This window comes from Gemmatimonadales bacterium, from assembly GCA_036500345.1.
Classification (GTDB): Bacteria; Gemmatimonadota; Gemmatimonadetes; order Gemmatimonadales; family GWC2-71-9; genus Palsa-1233.
Map to the genome: position 1 here is coordinate 116,261 of DASYCE010000026.1, position 18,656 is coordinate 134,916.

The window sequence follows — 18,656 nt, forward strand, 5'->3', positions numbered from 1 at the left end:
TCAATGGGCGGACATATGCACGACGAGCCAGTCGGCGATCATGCCGAGGACTGTCGGCGTTACCCGCGCGCTCTTCAGATCGACATATCCTGCAGGTTGTCCACTCGGGTCGGGCACGAAGAGGTGGTCGAGCCCCGGAAAGAGATGGACCGTGACATCCGCGTTGCCGTTGCTCCGGATCGCGGTCGCGAGCTTGCCCGCCTGGTCGGGCGTGACCTGATGGTCGGTCATCCCCTGCAGGATCAGCACCGGGACTTTCACCTTGCGAGCCGTCATCGCCGGATCGTAATCGAGAAAGAACCGCATCCACGCATTGGAGCGCGCGAGTGAATCGAGTGCCGTTGCCGCCGCGCGGATATCCGTTTCGCGTGACGCGGCAGGAATCGAGGCGTCGTTTTCGATCGCGTTGCGCTGCTGATAGTAGATGACATCGCGCCCGGTCACCGCGGTGCCGGCCATCAGCACAATTCCCTTCAACTGCGGATCGGTCGCCGCGATCATCGGCGCAATCACGCCGCCTTCGCTGTGCCCCACGAGCGCGAGGCGCGTACCGTCGATCCCGCGTTGCGTGCGCAGCCATGTGATTGCCGCGCGGATGTCGTCGGCGTTGTCGGCGGTGGTGCCCGGGGTTCCACCCGAGAGCCCGACGGTCCGGTCGTCGAGCCGAAGCACGGCGATGCCACGGCGTGAAAGCGTGTCGGCAAGCTGGCGAAACGGACGGTAGCCCCCGGCGACCGGGATGTATTCGTCGCGATCCTGCAGCCCGCTTCCCGTGATCGTCACCACTGCGGGGACCGGCCCGGTCGCACCGGCCGGCATCGTGAGCGTACCCCCGAGCACTCCCGCCGGGCCGGGAAGTGTCACTTCGGTCGCGGTGTACGGTGCGCCAGCCGGTGCCGAGTAATCGGTGCGTCCGAGATGCAGCACGGCAGCGGCCGCGGGATCGACGCGGAGCACCTCGAGACGCTGCGCCGGTATCGTACCACCAAGGATTCGCCCGTGCGGATCGACGCGAAGGCGTTCTTCCTGACCCGCAATGACCAACAGCATTGAGTCGGCCCCGACCGGCGTGACCTTGACGCCGAGCGTGGCGCCGCCTGCGAGCGCAAAGGCTGGCACGTCGACCGGGCCGCCCGCGGCGCGTGCCTTGCGCGTGAAGAGTTCCGCGAAGGCAAAGGAGTTGTTGAGCAGCGGGAGTGTTCCCGGCGCGGAGTGGAATCCCTGGATGTGTCCCCCGACGTCTACGAGCAACGAGTCACCGCGGATCGCGACAGCCGCTCTCTGCATCGGCGCGGTGTCGCTGCCGGCTTCGCGGAACACCGAAATCGTCATCGATCGCACCGTGTTCTTCGGTCCGGTGATCGCGACGTAATCGGTGCGCGGCTGTCCCTTGACGGCGACTTGTCCCTGCACGGTGTCGGCGCTCCATGCAAAGCGCTCGATGACGATGGTATCGGCGCCGACTCGCATGATGAAGGCACCCCGATCAGCGATCTGCTGTGCGGCGAGCGGCGCAGCCACCAGGCCGGCGAATGTGACGGTCGATATCAACGCGAGAATCCGGCGCATCAGGCGTCCCTCCCCACGGCTTCGGGATCGTTCTTCCACACGAAATAACTCCAGACGATTGACAGTAGTGCGCTCGCCGCAACGCCGACCATGACGATTTGTGTTGCGATGCGCGGCATCATGAACGCAGCCAGCACGCCGAGGATCCCCGTTACCACCATCGCATAGCCACCGACCCGGTGAGTCTCCCGCCAGGACCGATCGCTCGACAACGTCCATGGCGTGCGGATGCCAAAGATCCAGTTGGGCCGAACGCGAGTCAGGACATTGCCCAGCAGGATGAAGAGAAGCCCGAGACCCAGTCCCAGCAGCGACGCGAAATCGAACTTCCAGCCAAGGTTGTACCCGATGATCAGCACCTGTACCGCTGCGAGGAAGGCGAGGACGGCATTGGTCACGACCCAGTACGACCCGGCGTGCAACGGGAAGTTGCGTCGCTTCGGGTCGAGACGCGGTGCGATCGAGAGGACTGCCGCCATGACCAGTGCCACGATCGGTACCATGACGACCAGGCTCCCGCGCGACATCCATCCGTTCACGTGCCCGTGCGCGTCCCAGTGACTCGCCACGCGCTCCGGGAGCTGCGGCAGCATCTTCATTCCGAATCCGAAGGCGATCACGTTGAGCAGTATCCCCGGCCAGAGCTTTCGGATCATGGTTTTCCTCGCGAGCGGGTTCGCGGTGCCTTCCCGTCAGTCCGGCCGGAAATGTCGAGCATGTGCTGGAGCGCGTCCTGGAAGACGGTGGTATTGAGCGAGTAGATGATGAATTGACCCTCTCGGCGGGTCTGCACCAGCCCGGCGTCGCGCAACACCTGGAGATGATGCGACACCGAGGCGAACGCCATGTCGAAATGCCCGGCGAGTTCTCCCGCCGGAAGGTCTGCATCTCGAAGCAGTTGCAGGATCCGGCGCCGGGTCGGGTCGGCGAGGGCGCGGAAGGTCCGGTCGAGCATCGATCGAGATATTTATACAATCATCTAAATAATCGCAACCACCGGCCCCCGCTGACCGCGCCGGAACCCATCCTCGAAGGAAGACTGATGGCAGCCGGCATCTATACCACCCGGTTCGGCACCGGCTTCCCGGCGAAGAACGCCAGCAGATTCTCCGCCGCCAGGAACCCCATCGCCTCGCGGGTCTCGCGCGTGGCGGAGCCGAGGTGCGGAAGAAGCACCACGTTGTCGAGACCGAGAAAGCGGCGGTCGACGTTCGGCTCCCCGCGAAAGACATCAAGACCGGCGCCGGCGATGTGGCCCGCAACGAGCGCGGAGACGAGGGCGTCGTCGTCGATGATGTCGCCTCGCGCCGTGTTGATCAGGAATGATCCGCGCTTCATCTGAGCCAGCCGCGATGCATTGATCAGTCCGCGGGTCTCCGCCGTACTCGGGCAGTGCAACGAAACGACGTCAGCCTCTGCCAGCAACATCTCCAGCGTCGCGCGCGGCTCGGCGCCGACCTGATCGAGGTCGACGGGCGAGAGCGGCGACGGATTGAAGCAGAGCACCCGCATGCCGAACCCGTGGTGGGCGCGGTGGGCAACAGCTCGGCCGATCCGACCCATCCCGACGATCCCGAGTGTACGGCCGGTCAGATGCGCTCCCAGGAGATGGGTGGGGCTCCAGCCGAGCCATCGCCCCGAGCGAAGCTGCCGCTCCCCTTCGCCGGCGCGTCGTAGCGTCATCAGCATGAGTCCGATCGCAAGATCCGCCGTCGAGTCGGTCAGGACGTCCGGCGTATTGGTCACGACGATTTCGTGGGCTTGCGCGGCGACCAGATCGATGTTGTCGGTGCCGACGCCGAAGTTGGCGATGATCCGGGTGCGCAGCGGATACGCCGCAAGCACTTCTCCGGTGAACTTGTCGGTCACCGTCGCAAGGACGCCGTCGGCGTGGCCGAGCGCTCGCTGCAGATCGTCTGCTGTGGTGGGCTGATCGCGCGGTGCGAGCTGCACGTCAAAGTGTTCGCGAAGCAGCGATTCGACCGCTCCCGGAAGCCGCCGAGTCACGATGACGCGCGGGAGTGCCGCCATCAGCTGGCCAGCCAGCTGCGTTGCGCCGCGGCGACACCAGCTCCCGGGTCCAGCTTCACGCCGGAGTCGAGGAGCGCCATTTCGACCAGCCCCAGCGCGCCGAGCACCATCCCCTCATTCAGATCACCGAGATGCCCGATTCGGAACGCCTTCCCGGCGAGCGGTCCGAGGCCACCGCCGAGCGACAGGTTGTAGCGGGTGAATGCGTGCTTGATCAGCTTCGATGCGTCGACGCCGTCGGGCGTGTAGATCGTGGTCACCGTATTCGATTCTGCGGAGCGTTCGCGACAGCAGATCGAAAGCTTCCACGCTGCGACCGCTGCGCGAACGCCGGCAGCGAGCCGTGCATGCCGTGCGAAGACCTCCGGCAATCCTTCTTCACGGAGCATCGCGAGTGATTCGCGAAGTCCGTACAGCATCGGAATCGACGGCGTGTAGGGAAAATAGCCGGTCTGGTTTTGCGCCAGCATCGGTTTGAGGTCGAAGTAGGCGCGCGGCGCGCCATGGTCGATCGCATCCAGCGCCCGCTGCGACAGGGCGAGCAGCGCCAGCCCCGCCGGCAGCATCAACCCCTTTTGCGATCCGGTAATGGCAACGTCGACTCCCCATGCATCGTGCTGGTATTCGAGCGACGCGATCGCCGACACGCCATCCGACATGAGGAGCGCGGGATGCCCGGTGCTGTCGATCGCCCGACGGATCGCCGGGAGATCGGCGGTCACGCCGGTCGACGTCTCGTTGTGGACGATCAGGACCGCCGCGATATGGCGGTCGCGATCGCTGTTGAGTGCCTCGGCAATCCGATCAGGGGGAGGCGGCGCGCCCCATGCGAGATCGGCAAACGTTGTGACCTCATACCCAAGCCGTCGCGCCGCATCCCCCCAGAGCGATGCGAACTGCCCTGCGCCCGGCAACAGGACGTGCGATCCTGCCGGAAGCGTATTCGTCAACGCCGCCTCCCAGCCGCCGCTGCCGCTCGACGGAAAGAGCGCCACTGTTCCCGTCGCCGTCGCGAAGAGCCTTCTGGTCTGGTCGAGCAACGGGAGGACCAGGTCGGGAAACTCGACCGAGCGGTGATCCTCGGAGGCGCGATGCATCGCCCGAAGAATGCGGTCGGGGATGTTGCTCGGCCCCGGAACAAAGAGGTGGTGTCGTCCTGGCATGATTCGTCAACGAGAGAGAAGCCCTAATATTGACCCGGACCGCGCGAAAGAGAACCACGCCTGGGATTCGCTGGAGGATCAGTTGCTCCGTGCAGACAACTCGGCATCCACACCCGAGCAGCGATTGCGTCGGTGCTACGACGAGGCGATTCGCGCCGTGCAGCCGGAGCGCGCGCTTGGCCGGGCGCTTCCGTCACTCGCTGCACCGACCTCATCGTGCTGGATCATCTCGGTAGGAAAGGCCTCGACCGGGATGGCGAACGGCATCGCGACGTGGCTCGCCGCCAGCGGCCAGGCGCCTGCCGGCGGGATCATCGTCGGCGCCGAGGATCATCCGCCGCCGCACCGCGCGCTCCGGGTGATGACCGGTGATCACCCGATCCCAGGCGAGCGATCAGCGGCCGCGGCGGCCGCAATCGGCAAGACGATCGACCAGATCCCCCGCGGCGCATCGGTGCATGTCGCGATCTCCGGCGGCGCGAGCGCCCTGATCGCCGGTCCGCTGCCGGGGCTCACCGCGGACGATGTCGTCAGGACATTCAAGGCGCTGCTGAGTTCCGGTCTCGACATCAACGAGATGAACGCGATTCGCAAGCGCGTGACCGCGTGGAGCGCAGGGCGGCTTGCGGCGGCGCTCACCGGCCGCGACCTGCACGTCTGGGTGATTTCCGACGTGCCAGGTGACGATCTCGGCAGCATCGCCTCCGGCCCGTGCACCGGCGACGCGTGGACGCGAGACGACGTCGCCCGGCTCGTTGACGAGCATGATCTGGCGGATGCACTGACACCGGCCGTTCGCAGTGCCCTGACCCGCGAAACGCTCAAGCCTGGTGCCTCCGAACTCGCGGGCGTCGAGCCGGTGATCGTTGCCAGCAATCGGACGGCGGTCGATGCCGCGGCCGACGCAGCGCGCGAACTTGGATGGCAGGCACAGGTGATGACTCCTGGACTGCGTGGCGACGCGTCCAGGATGGGGCGTGAAGTTGGGATGGCCCTCGACGCCCGCGCCGACGCGCAATCGGTCTTCATCTGGGGCGGCGAAACGACGGTCACCATCGGAGCGGCGGCGGGGACCGGCGGGCGGGCGCAGGAACTGGCGCTGGCGGCGGCGAGCGAACTGGCGCAACGCGACCGCGCCGCAATTGTGCTCTCGGCCGGCACCGACGGGCGCGATGGGCCGACTGACGCCGCAGGTGCGATCGTCGATGGGAAGACGTGGGGGAGGATCGAGGCCGCAGGTCGCGACCCGGGCAAGGATCTCGCACAACATGACGCATACCCGGCGCTCGATGCGGTGGGGGCGCTCATGCGCACCGGACCGACCGGCACCAACGTCACCGATCTGGTGCTGGGAACTACGCCATAGCGGCCGTGAGCGCCTTCATTGCCATGCCATGCGCCACCGCGACCTCCGGCGAGCGCTGCACGAACTCGTAGTACCGCTGCTGGAAATCGTCACCCTGGTCATCAGGCCGCAGGAGCTCGCGTGTCGTGGCGAGGAGCGCCGGAACGCGAGACTCGGCTTCGCGGCTCGGATCGGTCTCGGCCATTGCTTCGTCCATCGCTGCGATCAGTGCGGTGAGTGGGCGGAGCCATACGAACCACGGATCGTGGATCACCAGCTGCAGGAACTCCGGATTGTCGGCGACGCGCCCGTTGAGCGCCTCCCAGGCGATCCGTTCGTTGCTTAGCAGCGCGCGGTGCAGCACGAGCACTGCATCACGGGTGGCGCCGAGTCGCGCGGCGGGATTCGAGATCACGTGCCGATCGAGGAAGCGGTCATCACAGACGGACACGACGACATCAGCACCGTTTCCTTCACACCAGCGCATCGCTTCATCATGGCGGACCCCGTGCGGCAATCCGCGCGCCTGTCGTCTTTTCGGGCAGGTGTGACGAATGAACGTCGCACCGTAACGCTCGGGGGAGTCATGCCAGCGAAAGGTAGCCACCATACGGGTGGAAGCCGCCGATACGGGAAGGCGGCCTCGAAGAGTGTGGAGCGGGCCATGCACAAGGAGAAGCGCGGGACGCTGAAGAGCGGCCCCGGCGGTCACGGCGGAAAGGTCACCAGCCGGAAGCAGGCGATTGCGATCGGGTTGTCGGAAGCCCGCAAGAAAGGGGCGAAGGTCCCGCCGCAATCGCACTGATTGCCGTTCAATGGTGCGAAACCGCCGCGGTCGCGAAGGCGGCACCGAGCAACACACTCAGGTCGACCATGCGCGTGGTATCCGGCGCGGATACCACGTCGGCGGATCCCAGTGCGACGAGCGCCCGGCCCACGCCGGCGGTGTCGCCCCGGCGAATGAAGATGGTGTTGTGGAGGTGGTTGCCGCGCCCGGTATCGGCGTTGCCGAAGTAGACCACGTCGAGTCGTTCGTGGCGTAGCCGGAGCGTCGCCGCCAGCGCGAGACCCGCCGTCCTGGTCCCGTTGAGCACCTCGACCGTGACTCGCGGGAAAGCACCGGGAATCGCGGCGTCGGTCTGCGGGGCCGCCACCCCGGGATGCCTGCGCCCGGTGATCCACCCCGCGGTTACCACCACGCAGGCGAAGACCGCGCCCACGATCAGCACCCGGCGCGTCATCCGCAAACCATCTGGCGAAAGGCGATGCTCTCGGGCGGCAGCGCCCAGCCGCGCTCGACGGCATAATCGAGACGCCGCCGCACCACGTCGCGAAGTACCGCGTCCGGCCGCTCGGGAAATGCCTGCGCCAAATCCGCTCGACCGGCGCGATCGAAGGTCCTGCCAGGCTCAAGAAAATCGGCGCAGTACAGGGCGCGTCCGGCGCGGCCCCACCCAGGCCACCCGACCGAATGCCATCGCACCGCACTCAGCACATCCGCATCCTGCTCGCCTTCGAGTTCCGCCCGCGCCGCCGCTGCCGGGCCGTGACGCAGTTCAACCGGGCCGTCCACCTCCGGCGCCCACCGGCGCATCTCCGCCTCGGGCGCGTCCCGCAGGGCGTCGTGCAACCATCCGGCGCGAAGCCATTTCCCCGCCTCGTCGATGGGAAGGCGCATCACGACGGTCCATTCGCCGAGGAGTCCCACGACTCGCTCGATGTGCGCCCGACGCACCGGCGACACGATCGCCCAGGGCGGCAGCCCGTCGCGCGGCGGCACCGCGGCGGCGTGCGTCACACGTCGGTCGTTCCTGAGCGATCCAGCCGGTTCGCCGAATCAACGAACGCGATCGCGGGACGAAATCCGGAGACATCCGATTCGTCCACGTCGGCGAATGCCATCACGATGACGAGATCCCCCGGCATGCCCAGGCGCGCGGCGGCACCATTCAGCTGCACCATCCCGGTTCCTGGACGCCCGCGAATCACGTAGGTGGAGAATCGCGCGCCGTTGTTCACATTGACGACTTGCACCTCTTCGTATTCGGCGAGGTTCGCAGCCGCCATCAGGTCGGTGTCGACCGTCAGCGAACCCTCGTACGAGAGATCGGTCGACGTGATGGTGGCACGATGGATCTTCGATTTCAGGAGACGCCGGCGCATGTCGGTCGAAGTGCCTCAGAGGATCGCGTTGTCGATCAGGCGCGTGGCGCCGACGCGAGCAGCGACCGCGACGATCGTCCCGGGTCGGACAGTATCGACGGGCGCGAGCCGGTCGGGATCGACGATCGCAATATAGTCCGGACGAACCGCGGGAACCGCGGCAAATGCCGCCTCGATGATCCCGCGAATTCGCTCGGCGCCGGTCTCGCCGCGCCGGGTCGCCGCCTGCGCGGCATCGAGCGCGCGAGAGAGGACCAGGGCATCGCCGCGTTCAGTCGCCGAGAGGTAGACGTTGCGCGAGCTCATCGCCAGACCATCAGGTTCGCGGACCGTGGCCACGATCTCGAGCTCGACCGGACAATCGAGGTCGCGAACCATCGACCGGATCAGCGTCACCTGCTGAATGTCCTTCTGGCCAAAGATCGCGACGTCGGGCTCGATGATGTGGAAGAGCTTGGCGACCACGGTCAACACGCCGTCGAAGTGTCCCGGGCGGATCGCCCCTTCCCATCGGGTCGCCGCGTCGCCCGCGATGACGCGCGTCCCTCCGTCGCCGCGATACATCTCACCGGCCTCGGGCGCAAAGAGCAGATCGACGCCACGCCCCTCCGCGAGCGCCTGGTCGCGCGGAAGATCGCGCGGATAGCGCGCGAGATCTTCGTTCGGACCGAACTGCAGTGGATTGACGAAGACGCTCATCACCACGACATCCGCCCGACGGCGCGCCGCATCGACCAGGGCAAGATGCCCCTCGTGCAGCGCGCCCATCGTCGGGACCAGTGCGATACGGGCGTTGTGCCGCCGTTCGCGCTCGAGCCGCTGGCGGATCTGCGCGATCGAGCGCAGCACGTCCATCATCAATCGAACGAGTGCGAGTCGTCCGGGTAGGTGCCGTTGCGGACTTCGGCACCGAAGGCGGCGACGGCGTTGCGCACCGTCGCACCGAGGGTCGCGTAGCGCTTGAGGAATCGTGGCGCGAATTCCTCATTCAGGCCGAGCATGTCGTGCAGCACCAGCACCTGTCCATCGCAGCCGGGTCCCGCACCGATCCCGATTGTCGGGATCGCCACCGATGCCGTGATCTCGGCGGCGAGTCCCCGGGGGACCAGTTCGAGAACGATCGCGGTGGCACCGGCGTCTTCCAGTGCTCGTGCGTCGCTCCTGAGGCGCGCGGCGACCGCCTCGTCGCGGCCCTGCACTTTCGTCCCGAGCAGGTTCACTGATTGCGGCGTGAACCCCAGGTGCCCGACGACCGGGATCCCGCGATCAACCAGCGCGCGGACGGTGGGCGCCATCGCTTCGCCTCCCTCGAGCTTGACCGCATGGCAATCGGTTTCGGCGAGAACGCGGCCGCTGTTGCGGACCGCTTCCTCGATGCTGACCTGATACGAGAGAAACGGCAGATCGACGATGATCGGCGTGTGCAACGCACCGCGCCGGACACTCGCCGCGTGATAGATCATCTGATCGAGGGTGGCGCTGAGCGTCGAGGCGCGCCCGGTGAGCACCTGGTTGAGCGAGTCACCCACCAGCAGCAGGTCGATGCCGGCCGCTTCGAGCAGGCGCGCGAACAGCGCGTCATAGCACGTCAGCACGACGAGCTTCTCGCCGCTCTTCTTGCGGGCGGGGAGATCGGGGAGTGTCAGACGACGCTCAGGCATGCGCCTCCAGTTCGGCGATCTCGCGCGCCCAGAATTCACGATCCCGCAGGCCGGGATGCGGCAAAGTCAGTGCAGGAAGGTCGCAAAGGAGCCCGCCGTATCGCACCAGGTCAAGGTCCAGGGTACGCGACGTCCATCGCTCGCCACGCTCCCGTCCCGCCTGCCGTTCGATCTGGTGGCACGCCGCGAGCAACGCATCGGGCGATTGTGCGGTCGCCAAGGCGATCATCTGGTTGAGATAGGCCGGCTGGTCGCGCCCGCCGAGCGGTGCGGTTTCTTCGACGCCGCTCGCCGCGAGGATCCGGGCGCCCGGAAGGGCCCCAAGTGCTTCGCGCGCCATCGCGAGACGCGCCGCCCGGTCGCCCAGGTTGCTGCCGAGCGCCACGAACGCCGTGACGGCCACCTCAGGCAGCATCCACCGCCGTGCGCATCGTGGCCATGAAATCGGCTGCGGCAGCTACGCCATTGCGCCCCAGCGTATCGACGAGCGCGCTGCCGATCACCACGCCATCCGCCAGCGATGCAACACTGGTCGCCTGGGCAGCCGTCGATACGCCGAATCCCACGGCGACCGGAAGCGTCGTCGCGGCGCGCACCCGCGCCACCGATCCGGCGAGATCCGCCGCGAGCGACGTCGACGCTCCTGTCACGCCAAGTCGCGCGATCAGGTAGACAAATCCCTGGGCGCCGTTCATCGCCGCCGCAATCCGCTCCGGCGTACTGGTCGGCGCGACCAGGCGGATCAGGTCGAGCTCCGACTGCTGCACCGCGCGTTCGACTGCGGCATCCGCCCCGGCCGGAAGATCGGTAAGCAGCAACCCCGCGATGCCGATGGTCGCCGCATCGCGAAGGAGTCGTTCGACGCCGTACTGGAGCACCGGGTTCAGGTAGGTGAAGAGGACCACCGGAGCGGCAACCTGTGCCTCGGCGATCAGGTCGAGCGTTCCCGGCAACGACATTCCGTTCGCGAGCGCGCGAAAGGTCGAGGCCTGGATCGTCGGCCCGTCGGCCAGCGGGTCACTGAACGGGACGCCGACCTCGATGATGTCGGATGCCCCGTCGATCGCGCGCAAGGCGTCGCGTGACGCGGCGATCGTGGGGAACCCCGCGGTAAGATACGGGATGAGCGCGGTCCGCCGTGCGGCGCGCAGGTCGCGCCATGTGGCACCGATGCGTGAATCAGATGAAGTAGTCGCCAACGACGATGCCGTACCGATCAGGTGAAGTGACCTTGACGATGACGCGCGGATAACTGCCGTTCGCCGCCGGAATGGAAAGATCGACCAGTTCGCCGGGGGGAGCCACTCGTCCGCCGCTCGCGTCGACGACGAGCCGCACCACAGGCCGGTGCAATTGCTCCGGGTCGGGCGATGCACCGGCCACGATCGCCACCTCGAACGTGTCGAGAATGACGCAGGTGCCGACCGGATAGATCCCGAGCAGGTTGATCAGTGCCTTGACCAGCGTGGGGTCGTAGCCGCGACCCGGATTGAACCACATCTCGCGAAGCACCGCATCCGGCTCGAACGGCACATTCTGGTAGACGCGGCGTGTGGTCGCCGCGTCGTAGCCATCCGCCACGGAGATGAGCCGCGTGAAGAGGCCGAGTTGCCGCGGCCGGATCGGTCGCGGATACCCGCTCAGGTCGACCTTCATGTGGTGCTCGTGCGCCGCGAGAATGGTGCGGTACGGCAGCTCTTCCCCTTCGCGCATCTTGAACAGCGTGAGCGTCCCGCGCCACGGATGCGACTGCATCGCCCGCCATTCCGCCTCGTCCAGCGACGAGCTCTTGTTGAGCAGCGACTGCTCGAGCCGCGCCTTCCCGATGTCGTGCAGCAGTGCGGCCAGGCCGAGATCGTACAACTGCAGTCGGTCGAACCCGAGGCGCTTGCCGAGGGCGACGGCGAAGATGCAGACATTGACCGAATGGGTGAAGGTGTATTCGTCGTAATCGCGCAGCGTCGTGAGGCCGGTGATCGACAGCTCGTTCTCCATCACCTGATCGACGATCACCTGGATCGCCCGCTTCAGCCGCCGCGTGCTCGGCATCGCGCCCATTCGCACGCCCTGCACCACGTCGCGCGCCACCGCCACGCCGTGCGCATAGGTCCGCTTGGCGCGCTCGAGCCCCTCGTCGGCGTCGGCGGCAGCGTCGCCGGTGATATCGCCCGCCGATCCCACGCTGATGCGCACGATTTCCGCCTGCTGCATCCGCTGCCGCAGTGCATCGAGCCGCTCGTCCGGCTCCGCCTCGGCCGCGACCGCGCCGGTCATCGCCAGGAACGCCTGGAACTCGCGCCGCGTCACGCCGTCTTCGATCCGGAGGAGCCCCATGCCGCACGCCTTCATCATCGAGACGAAGCCGCTGAACGCCGCGAAGTTGTCGAGGCCGAGGCGAAGACGCGTCTGGTTGATGAAGATGAAATCGCCGGAGAGACGGATCTCGATCACCCCTTCGAGCCGGCAGAGCGACACCGCCGTTCCGACCAGATCATCGAGCGCCCGCTGCACCGCCGCGTTCTCCACCGGGTACAGCTTGAGCGCGCGCTGGGCCCCGTGGATCGAGATCAGCAGTGCGCGCCCCGATTGGCGCAGCATGCCGTCATCGCGGACCGTGCTTTCGGTCACGGCACCCATTCCCGGAGCACGGCGTTGGCGGCGCTGCGCACCACGGCGTCGCGATCCGACGTGAAGCGGTCAACCAGCATGCGGGCGTCGATCGTCCGCACCTTCCCCAATGCGAACAACGCGCACGCACGGATCTCGGCCGGCTCCCGGCGGCGCAGCAGGCCCCGCGGCTCAAGCAATCCGCGAAGCCGCGTGATCGCCCCATCGCCCGCAAGGCGGCCGTACGCTTCGTACATCGCTCGCCGTTCGCTTCGCTCCCAGTCGATGTCGGTGTCCGTGAACAGGAGGCGCTCCAACTGGGCCACCATCCCGCCGGAGCCGCCGCGATCGACCAGTGCCGTCAGCGCCATCTGTCGCACACCGCGATCCGGGTCGGCGAGCGCCAGTTCCATCGCGGCCACGGCGCTCGGTGTGCCGAATTCGCCCAGCACGCGCACTGCCACCATCCGGATCGGCTCGTCGCCATCCTTGAGCCGTGCGATGATCACCGGCACCAGGTTCGAGAGTCCCAGACGCGAGGCAAGCGAGATCGCCGGCACCAGCGCGTCGGTCGGCCCGTTGTCCAGCAGCGCCGCAAGCGCGTGCGGTTGGGCGCGCGCGATCGACTCGACGCTCCCTTCGAGCACCCGGCGGACACTCGCCTCGGTGATGCGCCCGAGTTGCGTGAGTACCGCCGGGAGCGCTGACGGCTTGAGCTCGCGGAGCACTTCTCCGACGTCTTCTTCGGCGGGACGCGATGCCATGTCGCCGAGCACCCGAAAGAGCTGGTCGAGAATCTCCGGCGTCGACAGGCGCTCCTCGAACGAAAGCACCGCGCCGTGCAGCTCCTGGTCGAGTCCGTGCGCACGCGCCGAGATGACGCGCAGTTCGCGGATGATCCGTGCCACCGCGCGGAAGCCGCCGGTCGAGAGCTGCACCGGGAGGATGTCGTCGAGCAGCGCGATCGCTTCCTTGCGGACCGCCGAGTCGCGCTGTCCCTCGAGGATGTCGAGCAGCGCATCGATCGCCGCCTGGCGGATGTCGCGCCGGTACTCCTCCTCGAGTTCGGTCTGCACCAGGCGAATCTCGGCCTCGTGCAGGAAGTACGGCGTGGCATCGAAATCGGTGAGATCGACGACTCCGAGATTGCCGCCGCGGGCATCATCCGATCCGGGCGGCGCTTCCTCGGCGGCAGCGACCTCTTCCTTCGCGGCGTCCGGCGGCAACGGCTCGTCGCGTGAATCGCTGTCCTGCAGGAACTCCATCCCGTCGCCGAGCACTTCGATGAAGACGTACGAGATCAGCACGAACTCCTGCTCCCACAGCAGCGTCAGGAGATCGTCGCTCGCGTCGACCGGCAGCATCCGCGCGGAATTGGCAACCTGCAGGAAGCGAAGGATCTCTTCCGACTCGACGCCGGGAAGGAGTGTCAGGCGCCGCAGGCCGTCCTTGTAGAGTTGCCACGCCAGCCCTTCCGACTTCGGCTGCTGGCGATATACCGGCACTTCGTCCCAGGTGATCTGATCCTCTTCGATCCCGAGCACCAGGCGACCGGTGATCCCCCACACCGGCCCGAACGCGTCCGCGACCTGCTGCATCGCGCGCTGATAGACCGGATTGTTGGGGAGATACATCTGCAGCGCGCGCTGGCCCTTCGACAACACGCGCAGCAATTCCTCGATGACCCTGACATCCGCTTCATTCGACGTGACCGCCGGTCCCGCTGTCACGCAGGAGTGCCGATCGTGGCGGCGACGTGTGCCACGTCCTTGTCACCCCGCCCGCTCAGGCAGAGCAGCACCTGCTGATCTGCCGTCCACCGTCCCCGCGACCCGAGAATCCAGGCGATGGCGTGCGCGGTCTCCAGCGCCGGGATGATTCCCTCGAGACGCGCGATCGCCTGGAACGCATCCAGTGCCTGCTGGTCATTGATCGCGTGATACGCGACGCGGCCCTGATCGCGAAGCCATGAATGCTCGGGGCCGACCCCCGGGTAGTCGAGACCAGCGGAGATCGAGTGCGCCGGGAGCACCTGTCCGTCGGCGTCCTGCAGCAGATACGACAGCGAACCGTGGAGCACGCCCGGTGCACCGGCCGAGAGCGTGGCACTATGACGCCCCGTCGAAATTCCCTCCCCCGCGGCTTCGACGCCGATCAGTTCCACGTCGCTGTCGTCGAGAAAGCCGCTGAACATCCCGATGGCGTTCGATCCACCGCCGACGCACGCCACCACGGTGTCCGGCAGCCGCCCGCTTCGCTCGATCAGCTGCGCCCGCGCCTCGCGCCCGATGACCGACTGGAAATCGCGGACCAGCCGGGGAAATGGATCGGGCCCGACCACGGAGCCGATGATGTAATGCGTGGTGGGAACGTTGGTGACCCAGTCGCGGAGCGCTTCGTTGGTCGCGTCCTTGAGTGTGCGCGTCCCCGACGACACCGGTACGACCGTCGCGCCGAGGAGCCGCATCCGGTAGACATTCAGCGCCTGCCGCGCGACATCCTCCTCGCCCATGTAGACAACGCACTCGAGGCCGAATCGCGCGCAGACCGTTGCCGTCGCGACGCCGTGCTGCCCCGCTCCGGTTTCGGCGATGATCCGTCGCTTTCCCATCCGGCGTGCGAGCAGTGCCTGCCCGATCGCATTGTTGATCTTGTGCGCACCGGTGTGATTGAGATCCTCCCGCTTGAGCCACACGGTCGTGCCAACGGCCTCGCTGAGCCGCGGTGCGGGCGTCAGTGCCGACGGCCGCCCGACGATGTCGCGCAGCAGCGCCGCATATTCGTCCCAGAACGCGCTGTCATCGCGCATGTCGAGATAAAGCGCTGTGAGATCATCGAGCGCTGCAATCAGCGTTTCTGGGACGTAGCGGCCACCGTAGGGGCCGAACCGGCCGGCGACCGTGGTGTCAGGCGGCAGAGCGTGCGGCAAGAACGTTCTCCAGGAAGCTGGCCAGGCGCTCGGGATCCTTGATGCCAGGTGAGGATTCAATCCCAGAACTTACATCGACCACGTCGGGCCGGACGACCTCGATCGCGGCGGCGACGGTGTCGGCTGCGAGCCCGCCGGCGAGGACGAATCGCGCCCGCGGCACCGCTGCTCGGGCGCACCGCGCCAGTTCGAGCGGAATACCGACACCCCGCCCCCCGGCTCCGCCAGGGACTCGCGCCTCGATCGCCACCGCGTCGACGCCCAGCGCCGCCTCGCCAAGCTCCTGGGCAAGGTCAGTTCCGAAGTCGATCGGAACCACCCGCCACACTTCGTAGCCTCTGGCCCGAAGGTCTGCGGCGGTCTCCGGTGAGTGATCTCCGTGCAGCTGCGCGCCGGCCAACCCCGCCCGCTCCATCATATCGAGGATCGTCCCGCGCGGCCTCGGTCCAAAGACCCCGAGCACCGGGACCCCGTGCGCCCCCGCGACAACCGCGGCCGCCTGTTCCACGGTCACCATCCTCGGCCCCCCCGCAAAGACGACACCTAGCCGCCACGCGCCGTGCGCCGCCGCGAGCGCCGCGTCGCTCGGGCGGGTCAGGCCGCAGATCTTGGCGCTAACGAGCACGGCGCACCACACCTGACAGCTCGCGCGCAGCACGGGCCGGGTCTGCTGCCCGGGCGAGGGCCGACCCGATGAGGACAGCGTCAGCTCCGGCGCCGGCCGCTGCCGCAACGTCGTCGGTCGTCGCCATTCCCGATTCGGCGATCGCGATCCGGTCGGCAGGAACGGTGGCGATCAACTCCCAGGCCGCCGCCGTATCGATGCTGAAGTCGTCAAGATTGCGCGCGTTGACCCCCACGACCATCGCCCCGGCGTCGAGCGCACGATCGAGCTCACCCCGGTCGTGAGCCTCGACCAGCGGCGTAAGTCCGAGCTCCACGGCGAAGTCGACCAGCCGCCGGAGCGCCGCGTGCTCCAGTGCCCGGACAATCAACAGCGCCGCGGCGGCACCCGCCGCACGCGCCTCCAGGAGCTGCGTCTCGTCGAGAATGAAATCCTTGCGGAGGACCGGCAGCGGAACTCCCCGCGCCACCCCCTCCAGATCGTCGAGCGAACCACCAAAGAAGCGCGAGTCGGTCAGCACCGATATCGCGGCCGCGCCCCCCGCGCGGTACGCCGAGGCCAGGGACAACGGATCGAGACCCAGGTTGATCGCACCGGCCGATGGAGACTGCCGCTTCACTTCGGCGATCAGCGCCACGGACGGACCACGCACCGCGGCGCGAAAATCGACCGTCACCGGCCGGGCGTCCGCTGCCCGCTCGAGTTCCTTCCGGCGGACACGAAGCGCCGGCAGCAGCGTGCGGGTCTGGTCGAGGATCTGGTCAAGGGTGGTCATTCTTGCGATTCGGTTTCCGTTCGGGTACATTCGGTTCGGGATCTATTCGCCACTCACCGGAGATTGTCTTGACGCTCACGCGAAAGCAACACGACATCCTCGACTATGTCTCGACCTCCATCGCGAAGAACGGGTTTGCGCCGAGCTTCGAGGAAATCGCCGAACGGTTCGGTTACCAGTCACTCGCCACCGTCCATGAGCATCTCAGCAATCTGGAACGGAAAGGTTATATCCGCAGGGGATATAACGAGAGCCGCGCGATCGAAGTTCTCCCGCGCCGCGGTACCTCCGGTGCGACCGAGATCCCGCTCCTCGGCGCTGTCGCGGCGGGGTTTCCGATCGAATCGATGATGGCCGGCGAGGTCGTTCCGGTCCCCGATTTGATGCTCCCCCGCCGAGGCCCCAACTACGCCCTCAAGGTCAAGGGTGAGTCGATGGTCGATGAGCAGATCCGTGACGGCGATCTCGTCGTCGTCAACGGGCGCGATTCGGCAGACAACGGCGAAATGGTGATCGCGCTGGTCAATGGAACTGAAGCGACCGTCAAGCGCTTCTATCGTGAGCCCGGGGGCTGGATTCGACTCCAGCCGGCCAATACCACGATGCGCCCGATGCGATTCCAGGAGCGTGACGTTCTGATTCAGGGTGTAGTCGTGGGGGTGATCAGGAAGTACTAACCGCAACACTCAGGCAGGTTTCGCCGGCGCCGCCTTCCGCAGCGCCTCGAGGCGCTCGCGTGCGCTCCCCGAGTCCAGCGCCTTCATCGCAACTCCAATCCCGTCTTCAAGAGTCGCTGCGAGGCCACCAACGTATGCCGCAGCGGCCGCGTTGAGGATCACCGCTGCCCGTAGCGCCGGTGCCGCTTCACGCGGCGATTCGAAGAGGTGCGCGATGCGCGCCGCGTTCTCGCCGGGCTCGCCGCCTTCCAGGCCGTCAAGCGACGGTGTCGACATTCCCGCCAGGCCGGGATCGAAGGTCCACTCGCGAACGCTGTCGCCGCGCACTTCCCAGATCGCCGTCTTCCCCACAGGTGAGATCTCGTCCATTCCGATTTCGGCATGCACCACGAGGCCGTGCGTCACGCCGAGTCGCGCCAGCGCCCCGGCCAGGATCGGCCCGCGGGCACGATCAGCGACGCCGACGACCTGTCGGCCGGCGCTCGCCGGGTTGGCCAGCGGCCCAACGAGGTTCATAAGCGTCGGCCCCTTGATCCGCCGGCGCGCCGGTCCGACGTGCCGCATCGCCGGGTGATACGCCGGCGCAAAGAGGAAGACCAGCCGCGCGGCGATCAAAATCGTGGCGGCGGCGTCCGGCGCCACGTCGATGGCGATCCCAAGCGCTTCCAGGACGTCCGCGGATCCCGACCGCGACGTGTAGCTGCGATTGCCGTGCTTGGCGATCGTTGCCCCGGCGCCGGCCGCCACGAACGCTGCCGCCGTCGAGACGTTGATCGTGGTGATCACCCCGCCGCCGGTCCCGCAGGTGTCGACCAGCGACTCCGGCGCCGAGTGGGCCACGCGCAGCATCGCCTGCCGAAGCGCCCGGACGGCGCCGGCCACATGATCGGCAGACTCGCCCCGTGACCGTAACGCCAGGAGGAGCCGTTCGATCAGCGCCTCAGGTGCTGCGCCACTCATGATCTCGACAAACGCGGCCTCGGTGGCAGCGTCATCGAGCCGCTCTCCCCGGTCGAGCAGGTCGACTGCCGATTCGAGCGCGGATTGGCTGTGAGAATGGGGCGGCATCGTGGGGGCCAAGCGTATGAGGCCAGCGTTGCTTTTGTCAATA

The 18,656-nt window shown here is 67.2% G+C and carries 22 protein-coding genes; 3 read left to right on the top strand and 19 right to left on the bottom strand.

Annotated elements, in window-relative coordinates; genetic code table 11:
* From VGM20_11760 to VGM20_11780, 5 genes are all read right to left on the bottom strand, one after another.
* Complete coding sequence (locus VGM20_11760; protein ID HEY4101538.1) at positions 1-1,569, bottom strand: alpha/beta fold hydrolase; 1,569 nt, start codon at positions 1,567-1,569, stop codon at positions 1-3.
* The gene (locus VGM20_11765; protein ID HEY4101539.1) at positions 1,569-2,225 is read right to left on the bottom strand and encodes an SdpI family protein; all 657 of its coding nucleotides are present in this window, start codon (positions 2,223-2,225) and stop codon (positions 1,569-1,571) included. Before VGM20_11765 ends, VGM20_11760 begins: the two co-directional genes overlap by 1 nt.
* Positions 2,222-2,524: an autorepressor SdpR family transcription factor gene (locus VGM20_11770; protein ID HEY4101540.1), complete on the bottom strand. Its 303-nt coding sequence runs from the start codon at positions 2,522-2,524 to the stop codon at positions 2,222-2,224. The genes VGM20_11765 and VGM20_11770 overlap by 4 nt, the downstream gene beginning before the upstream one ends.
* A 101-nt stretch (positions 2,525-2,625) precedes the next feature.
* Positions 2,626-3,600: a D-glycerate dehydrogenase gene (locus tag VGM20_11775; GenBank protein HEY4101541.1), complete on the bottom strand. Its 975-nt coding sequence runs from the start codon at positions 3,598-3,600 to the stop codon at positions 2,626-2,628.
* Positions 3,600-4,763 (bottom strand): aminotransferase class V-fold PLP-dependent enzyme, encoded by a 1,164-nt coding sequence (locus tag VGM20_11780; protein HEY4101542.1) that lies wholly within the window; start codon positions 4,761-4,763, stop codon positions 3,600-3,602. Before VGM20_11780 ends, VGM20_11775 begins: the two co-directional genes overlap by 1 nt.
* Before the next feature lie 82 nt (positions 4,764-4,845).
* On the opposite strand from VGM20_11780, the gene VGM20_11785 reads away from it, so the two are divergent.
* Entirely contained in the window at positions 4,846-6,129 is a 1,284-nt protein-coding gene (locus VGM20_11785) for a DUF4147 domain-containing protein (GenBank protein HEY4101543.1), read from the top strand.
* On the opposite strand, the gene VGM20_11790 is transcribed toward VGM20_11785, so the two are convergent.
* Complete coding sequence (locus VGM20_11790) at positions 6,119-6,559, bottom strand: hypothetical protein (GenBank protein ID HEY4101544.1); 441 nt, start codon at positions 6,557-6,559, stop codon at positions 6,119-6,121. The genes VGM20_11785 and VGM20_11790 overlap by 11 nt on opposite strands.
* 135 nt (positions 6,560-6,694) lie before the next feature.
* On the opposite strand from VGM20_11790, the gene VGM20_11795 reads away from it, so the two are divergent.
* Positions 6,695-6,913 carry a DUF6496 domain-containing protein gene (locus VGM20_11795; protein HEY4101545.1) on the top strand — a complete coding sequence of 73 codons (219 nt, stop codon included), beginning with the start codon at positions 6,695-6,697 and terminating at the stop codon, positions 6,911-6,913.
* Positions 6,914-6,920: 7 nt separating this feature from the next.
* On the opposite strand, the gene VGM20_11800 is transcribed toward VGM20_11795, so the two are convergent.
* Genes VGM20_11800 through trpC form a run of 12 tightly spaced genes read right to left on the bottom strand, consistent with a single transcriptional unit; the run spans position 6,921 to position 16,868 of the window.
* Entirely contained in the window at positions 6,921-7,349 is a 429-nt protein-coding gene (locus tag VGM20_11800) for a LytR C-terminal domain-containing protein (GenBank protein ID HEY4101546.1), read from the bottom strand.
* The gene (locus VGM20_11805) at positions 7,346-7,906 is read right to left on the bottom strand and encodes a hypothetical protein (protein HEY4101547.1); all 561 of its coding nucleotides are present in this window, start codon (positions 7,904-7,906) and stop codon (positions 7,346-7,348) included. Before VGM20_11805 ends, VGM20_11800 begins: the two co-directional genes overlap by 4 nt.
* Complete coding sequence (gene panD, locus VGM20_11810) at positions 7,903-8,271, bottom strand: aspartate 1-decarboxylase (GenBank protein HEY4101548.1); 369 nt, start codon at positions 8,269-8,271, stop codon at positions 7,903-7,905. Before panD ends, VGM20_11805 begins: the two co-directional genes overlap by 4 nt.
* A 15-nt stretch (positions 8,272-8,286) precedes the next feature.
* A complete protein-coding gene (gene panC, locus VGM20_11815; GenBank protein ID HEY4101549.1) occupies positions 8,287-9,120 on the bottom strand; it encodes a pantoate--beta-alanine ligase in 834 nt (277 codons plus the stop codon).
* Positions 9,121-9,128: 8 nt separating this feature from the next.
* Positions 9,129-9,932, bottom strand: coding sequence for a 3-methyl-2-oxobutanoate hydroxymethyltransferase (gene panB / locus VGM20_11820; protein ID HEY4101550.1), 804 nt, complete (start codon positions 9,930-9,932; stop codon positions 9,129-9,131).
* On the bottom strand, positions 9,925-10,347 hold the full coding sequence (folK, locus tag VGM20_11825) for a 2-amino-4-hydroxy-6-hydroxymethyldihydropteridine diphosphokinase (protein ID HEY4101551.1): 423 nt from the start codon (positions 10,345-10,347) through the stop codon (positions 9,925-9,927). Before folK ends, panB begins: the two co-directional genes overlap by 8 nt.
* Positions 10,337-11,131, bottom strand: coding sequence for a tryptophan synthase subunit alpha (gene trpA / locus VGM20_11830; GenBank protein HEY4101552.1), 795 nt, complete (start codon positions 11,129-11,131; stop codon positions 10,337-10,339). The genes folK and trpA overlap by 11 nt, the downstream gene beginning before the upstream one ends.
* Complete coding sequence (locus VGM20_11835) at positions 11,112-12,560, bottom strand: HD domain-containing phosphohydrolase (GenBank protein ID HEY4101553.1); 1,449 nt, start codon at positions 12,558-12,560, stop codon at positions 11,112-11,114. The genes trpA and VGM20_11835 overlap by 20 nt, the downstream gene beginning before the upstream one ends.
* The gene (locus VGM20_11840; protein ID HEY4101554.1) at positions 12,557-14,269 is read right to left on the bottom strand and encodes a HEAT repeat domain-containing protein; all 1,713 of its coding nucleotides are present in this window, start codon (positions 14,267-14,269) and stop codon (positions 12,557-12,559) included. The genes VGM20_11835 and VGM20_11840 overlap by 4 nt, the downstream gene beginning before the upstream one ends.
* Entirely contained in the window at positions 14,266-15,468 is a 1,203-nt protein-coding gene (gene trpB, locus VGM20_11845) for a tryptophan synthase subunit beta (GenBank protein HEY4101555.1), read from the bottom strand. Before trpB ends, VGM20_11840 begins: the two co-directional genes overlap by 4 nt.
* Positions 15,446-16,093, bottom strand: a complete 648-nt coding sequence (locus VGM20_11850) for a phosphoribosylanthranilate isomerase (protein ID HEY4101556.1) — start codon at positions 16,091-16,093, stop codon at positions 15,446-15,448. Before VGM20_11850 ends, trpB begins: the two co-directional genes overlap by 23 nt.
* Positions 16,083-16,868 (bottom strand): indole-3-glycerol phosphate synthase TrpC, encoded by a 786-nt coding sequence (trpC, locus tag VGM20_11855; protein ID HEY4101557.1) that lies wholly within the window; start codon positions 16,866-16,868, stop codon positions 16,083-16,085. The genes VGM20_11850 and trpC overlap by 11 nt, the downstream gene beginning before the upstream one ends.
* Positions 16,869-16,936: 68 nt before the next feature.
* Here trpC and lexA point away from each other — a divergent pair, with 68 nt between their 5' ends.
* Positions 16,937-17,545: a transcriptional repressor LexA gene (gene lexA / locus VGM20_11860; GenBank protein ID HEY4101558.1), complete on the top strand. Its 609-nt coding sequence runs from the start codon at positions 16,937-16,939 to the stop codon at positions 17,543-17,545.
* A gap of 9 nt (positions 17,546-17,554) precedes the next feature.
* On the opposite strand, the gene trpD is transcribed toward lexA, so the two are convergent.
* On the bottom strand, positions 17,555-18,613 hold the full coding sequence (gene trpD / locus VGM20_11865) for an anthranilate phosphoribosyltransferase (GenBank protein ID HEY4101559.1): 1,059 nt from the start codon (positions 18,611-18,613) through the stop codon (positions 17,555-17,557).
* Positions 18,614-18,656: the final 43 nt, after the last annotated feature.

Bases quoted from the DNA above. Each gene is read 5' to 3' on its own strand.
- VGM20_11760 (HEY4101538.1), bottom strand. From the start codon at position 1,569: ATGCGCCGGATTCTCGCGTTGATATCGACCGTCACATTCGCCGGCCTG.
- VGM20_11765 (HEY4101539.1), bottom strand. From the start codon at position 2,225: ATGATCCGAAAGCTCTGGCCGGGGATACTGCTCAACGTGATCGCCTTC.
- VGM20_11770 (HEY4101540.1), bottom strand. From the start codon at position 2,524: ATGCTCGACCGGACCTTCCGCGCCCTCGCCGACCCGACCCGGCGCCGG.
- VGM20_11775 (HEY4101541.1), bottom strand. From the start codon at position 3,600: ATGGCGGCACTCCCGCGCGTCATCGTGACTCGGCGGCTTCCGGGAGCG.
- VGM20_11780 (HEY4101542.1), bottom strand. From the start codon at position 4,763: ATGCCAGGACGACACCACCTCTTTGTTCCGGGGCCGAGCAACATCCCC.
- VGM20_11795 (HEY4101545.1), top strand. From the start codon at position 6,695: ATGCCAGCGAAAGGTAGCCACCATACGGGTGGAAGCCGCCGATACGGG.
- VGM20_11800 (HEY4101546.1), bottom strand. From the start codon at position 7,349: ATGACGCGCCGGGTGCTGATCGTGGGCGCGGTCTTCGCCTGCGTGGTG.
- panD (HEY4101548.1), bottom strand. From the start codon at position 8,271: ATGCGCCGGCGTCTCCTGAAATCGAAGATCCATCGTGCCACCATCACG.
- panB (HEY4101550.1), bottom strand. From the start codon at position 9,932: ATGCCTGAGCGTCGTCTGACACTCCCCGATCTCCCCGCCCGCAAGAAG.
- folK (HEY4101551.1), bottom strand. From the start codon at position 10,347: ATGCTGCCTGAGGTGGCCGTCACGGCGTTCGTGGCGCTCGGCAGCAAC.
- trpC (HEY4101557.1), bottom strand. From the start codon at position 16,868: ATGACCACCCTTGACCAGATCCTCGACCAGACCCGCACGCTGCTGCCG.
- trpD (HEY4101559.1), bottom strand. From the start codon at position 18,613: ATGCCGCCCCATTCTCACAGCCAATCCGCGCTCGAATCGGCAGTCGAC.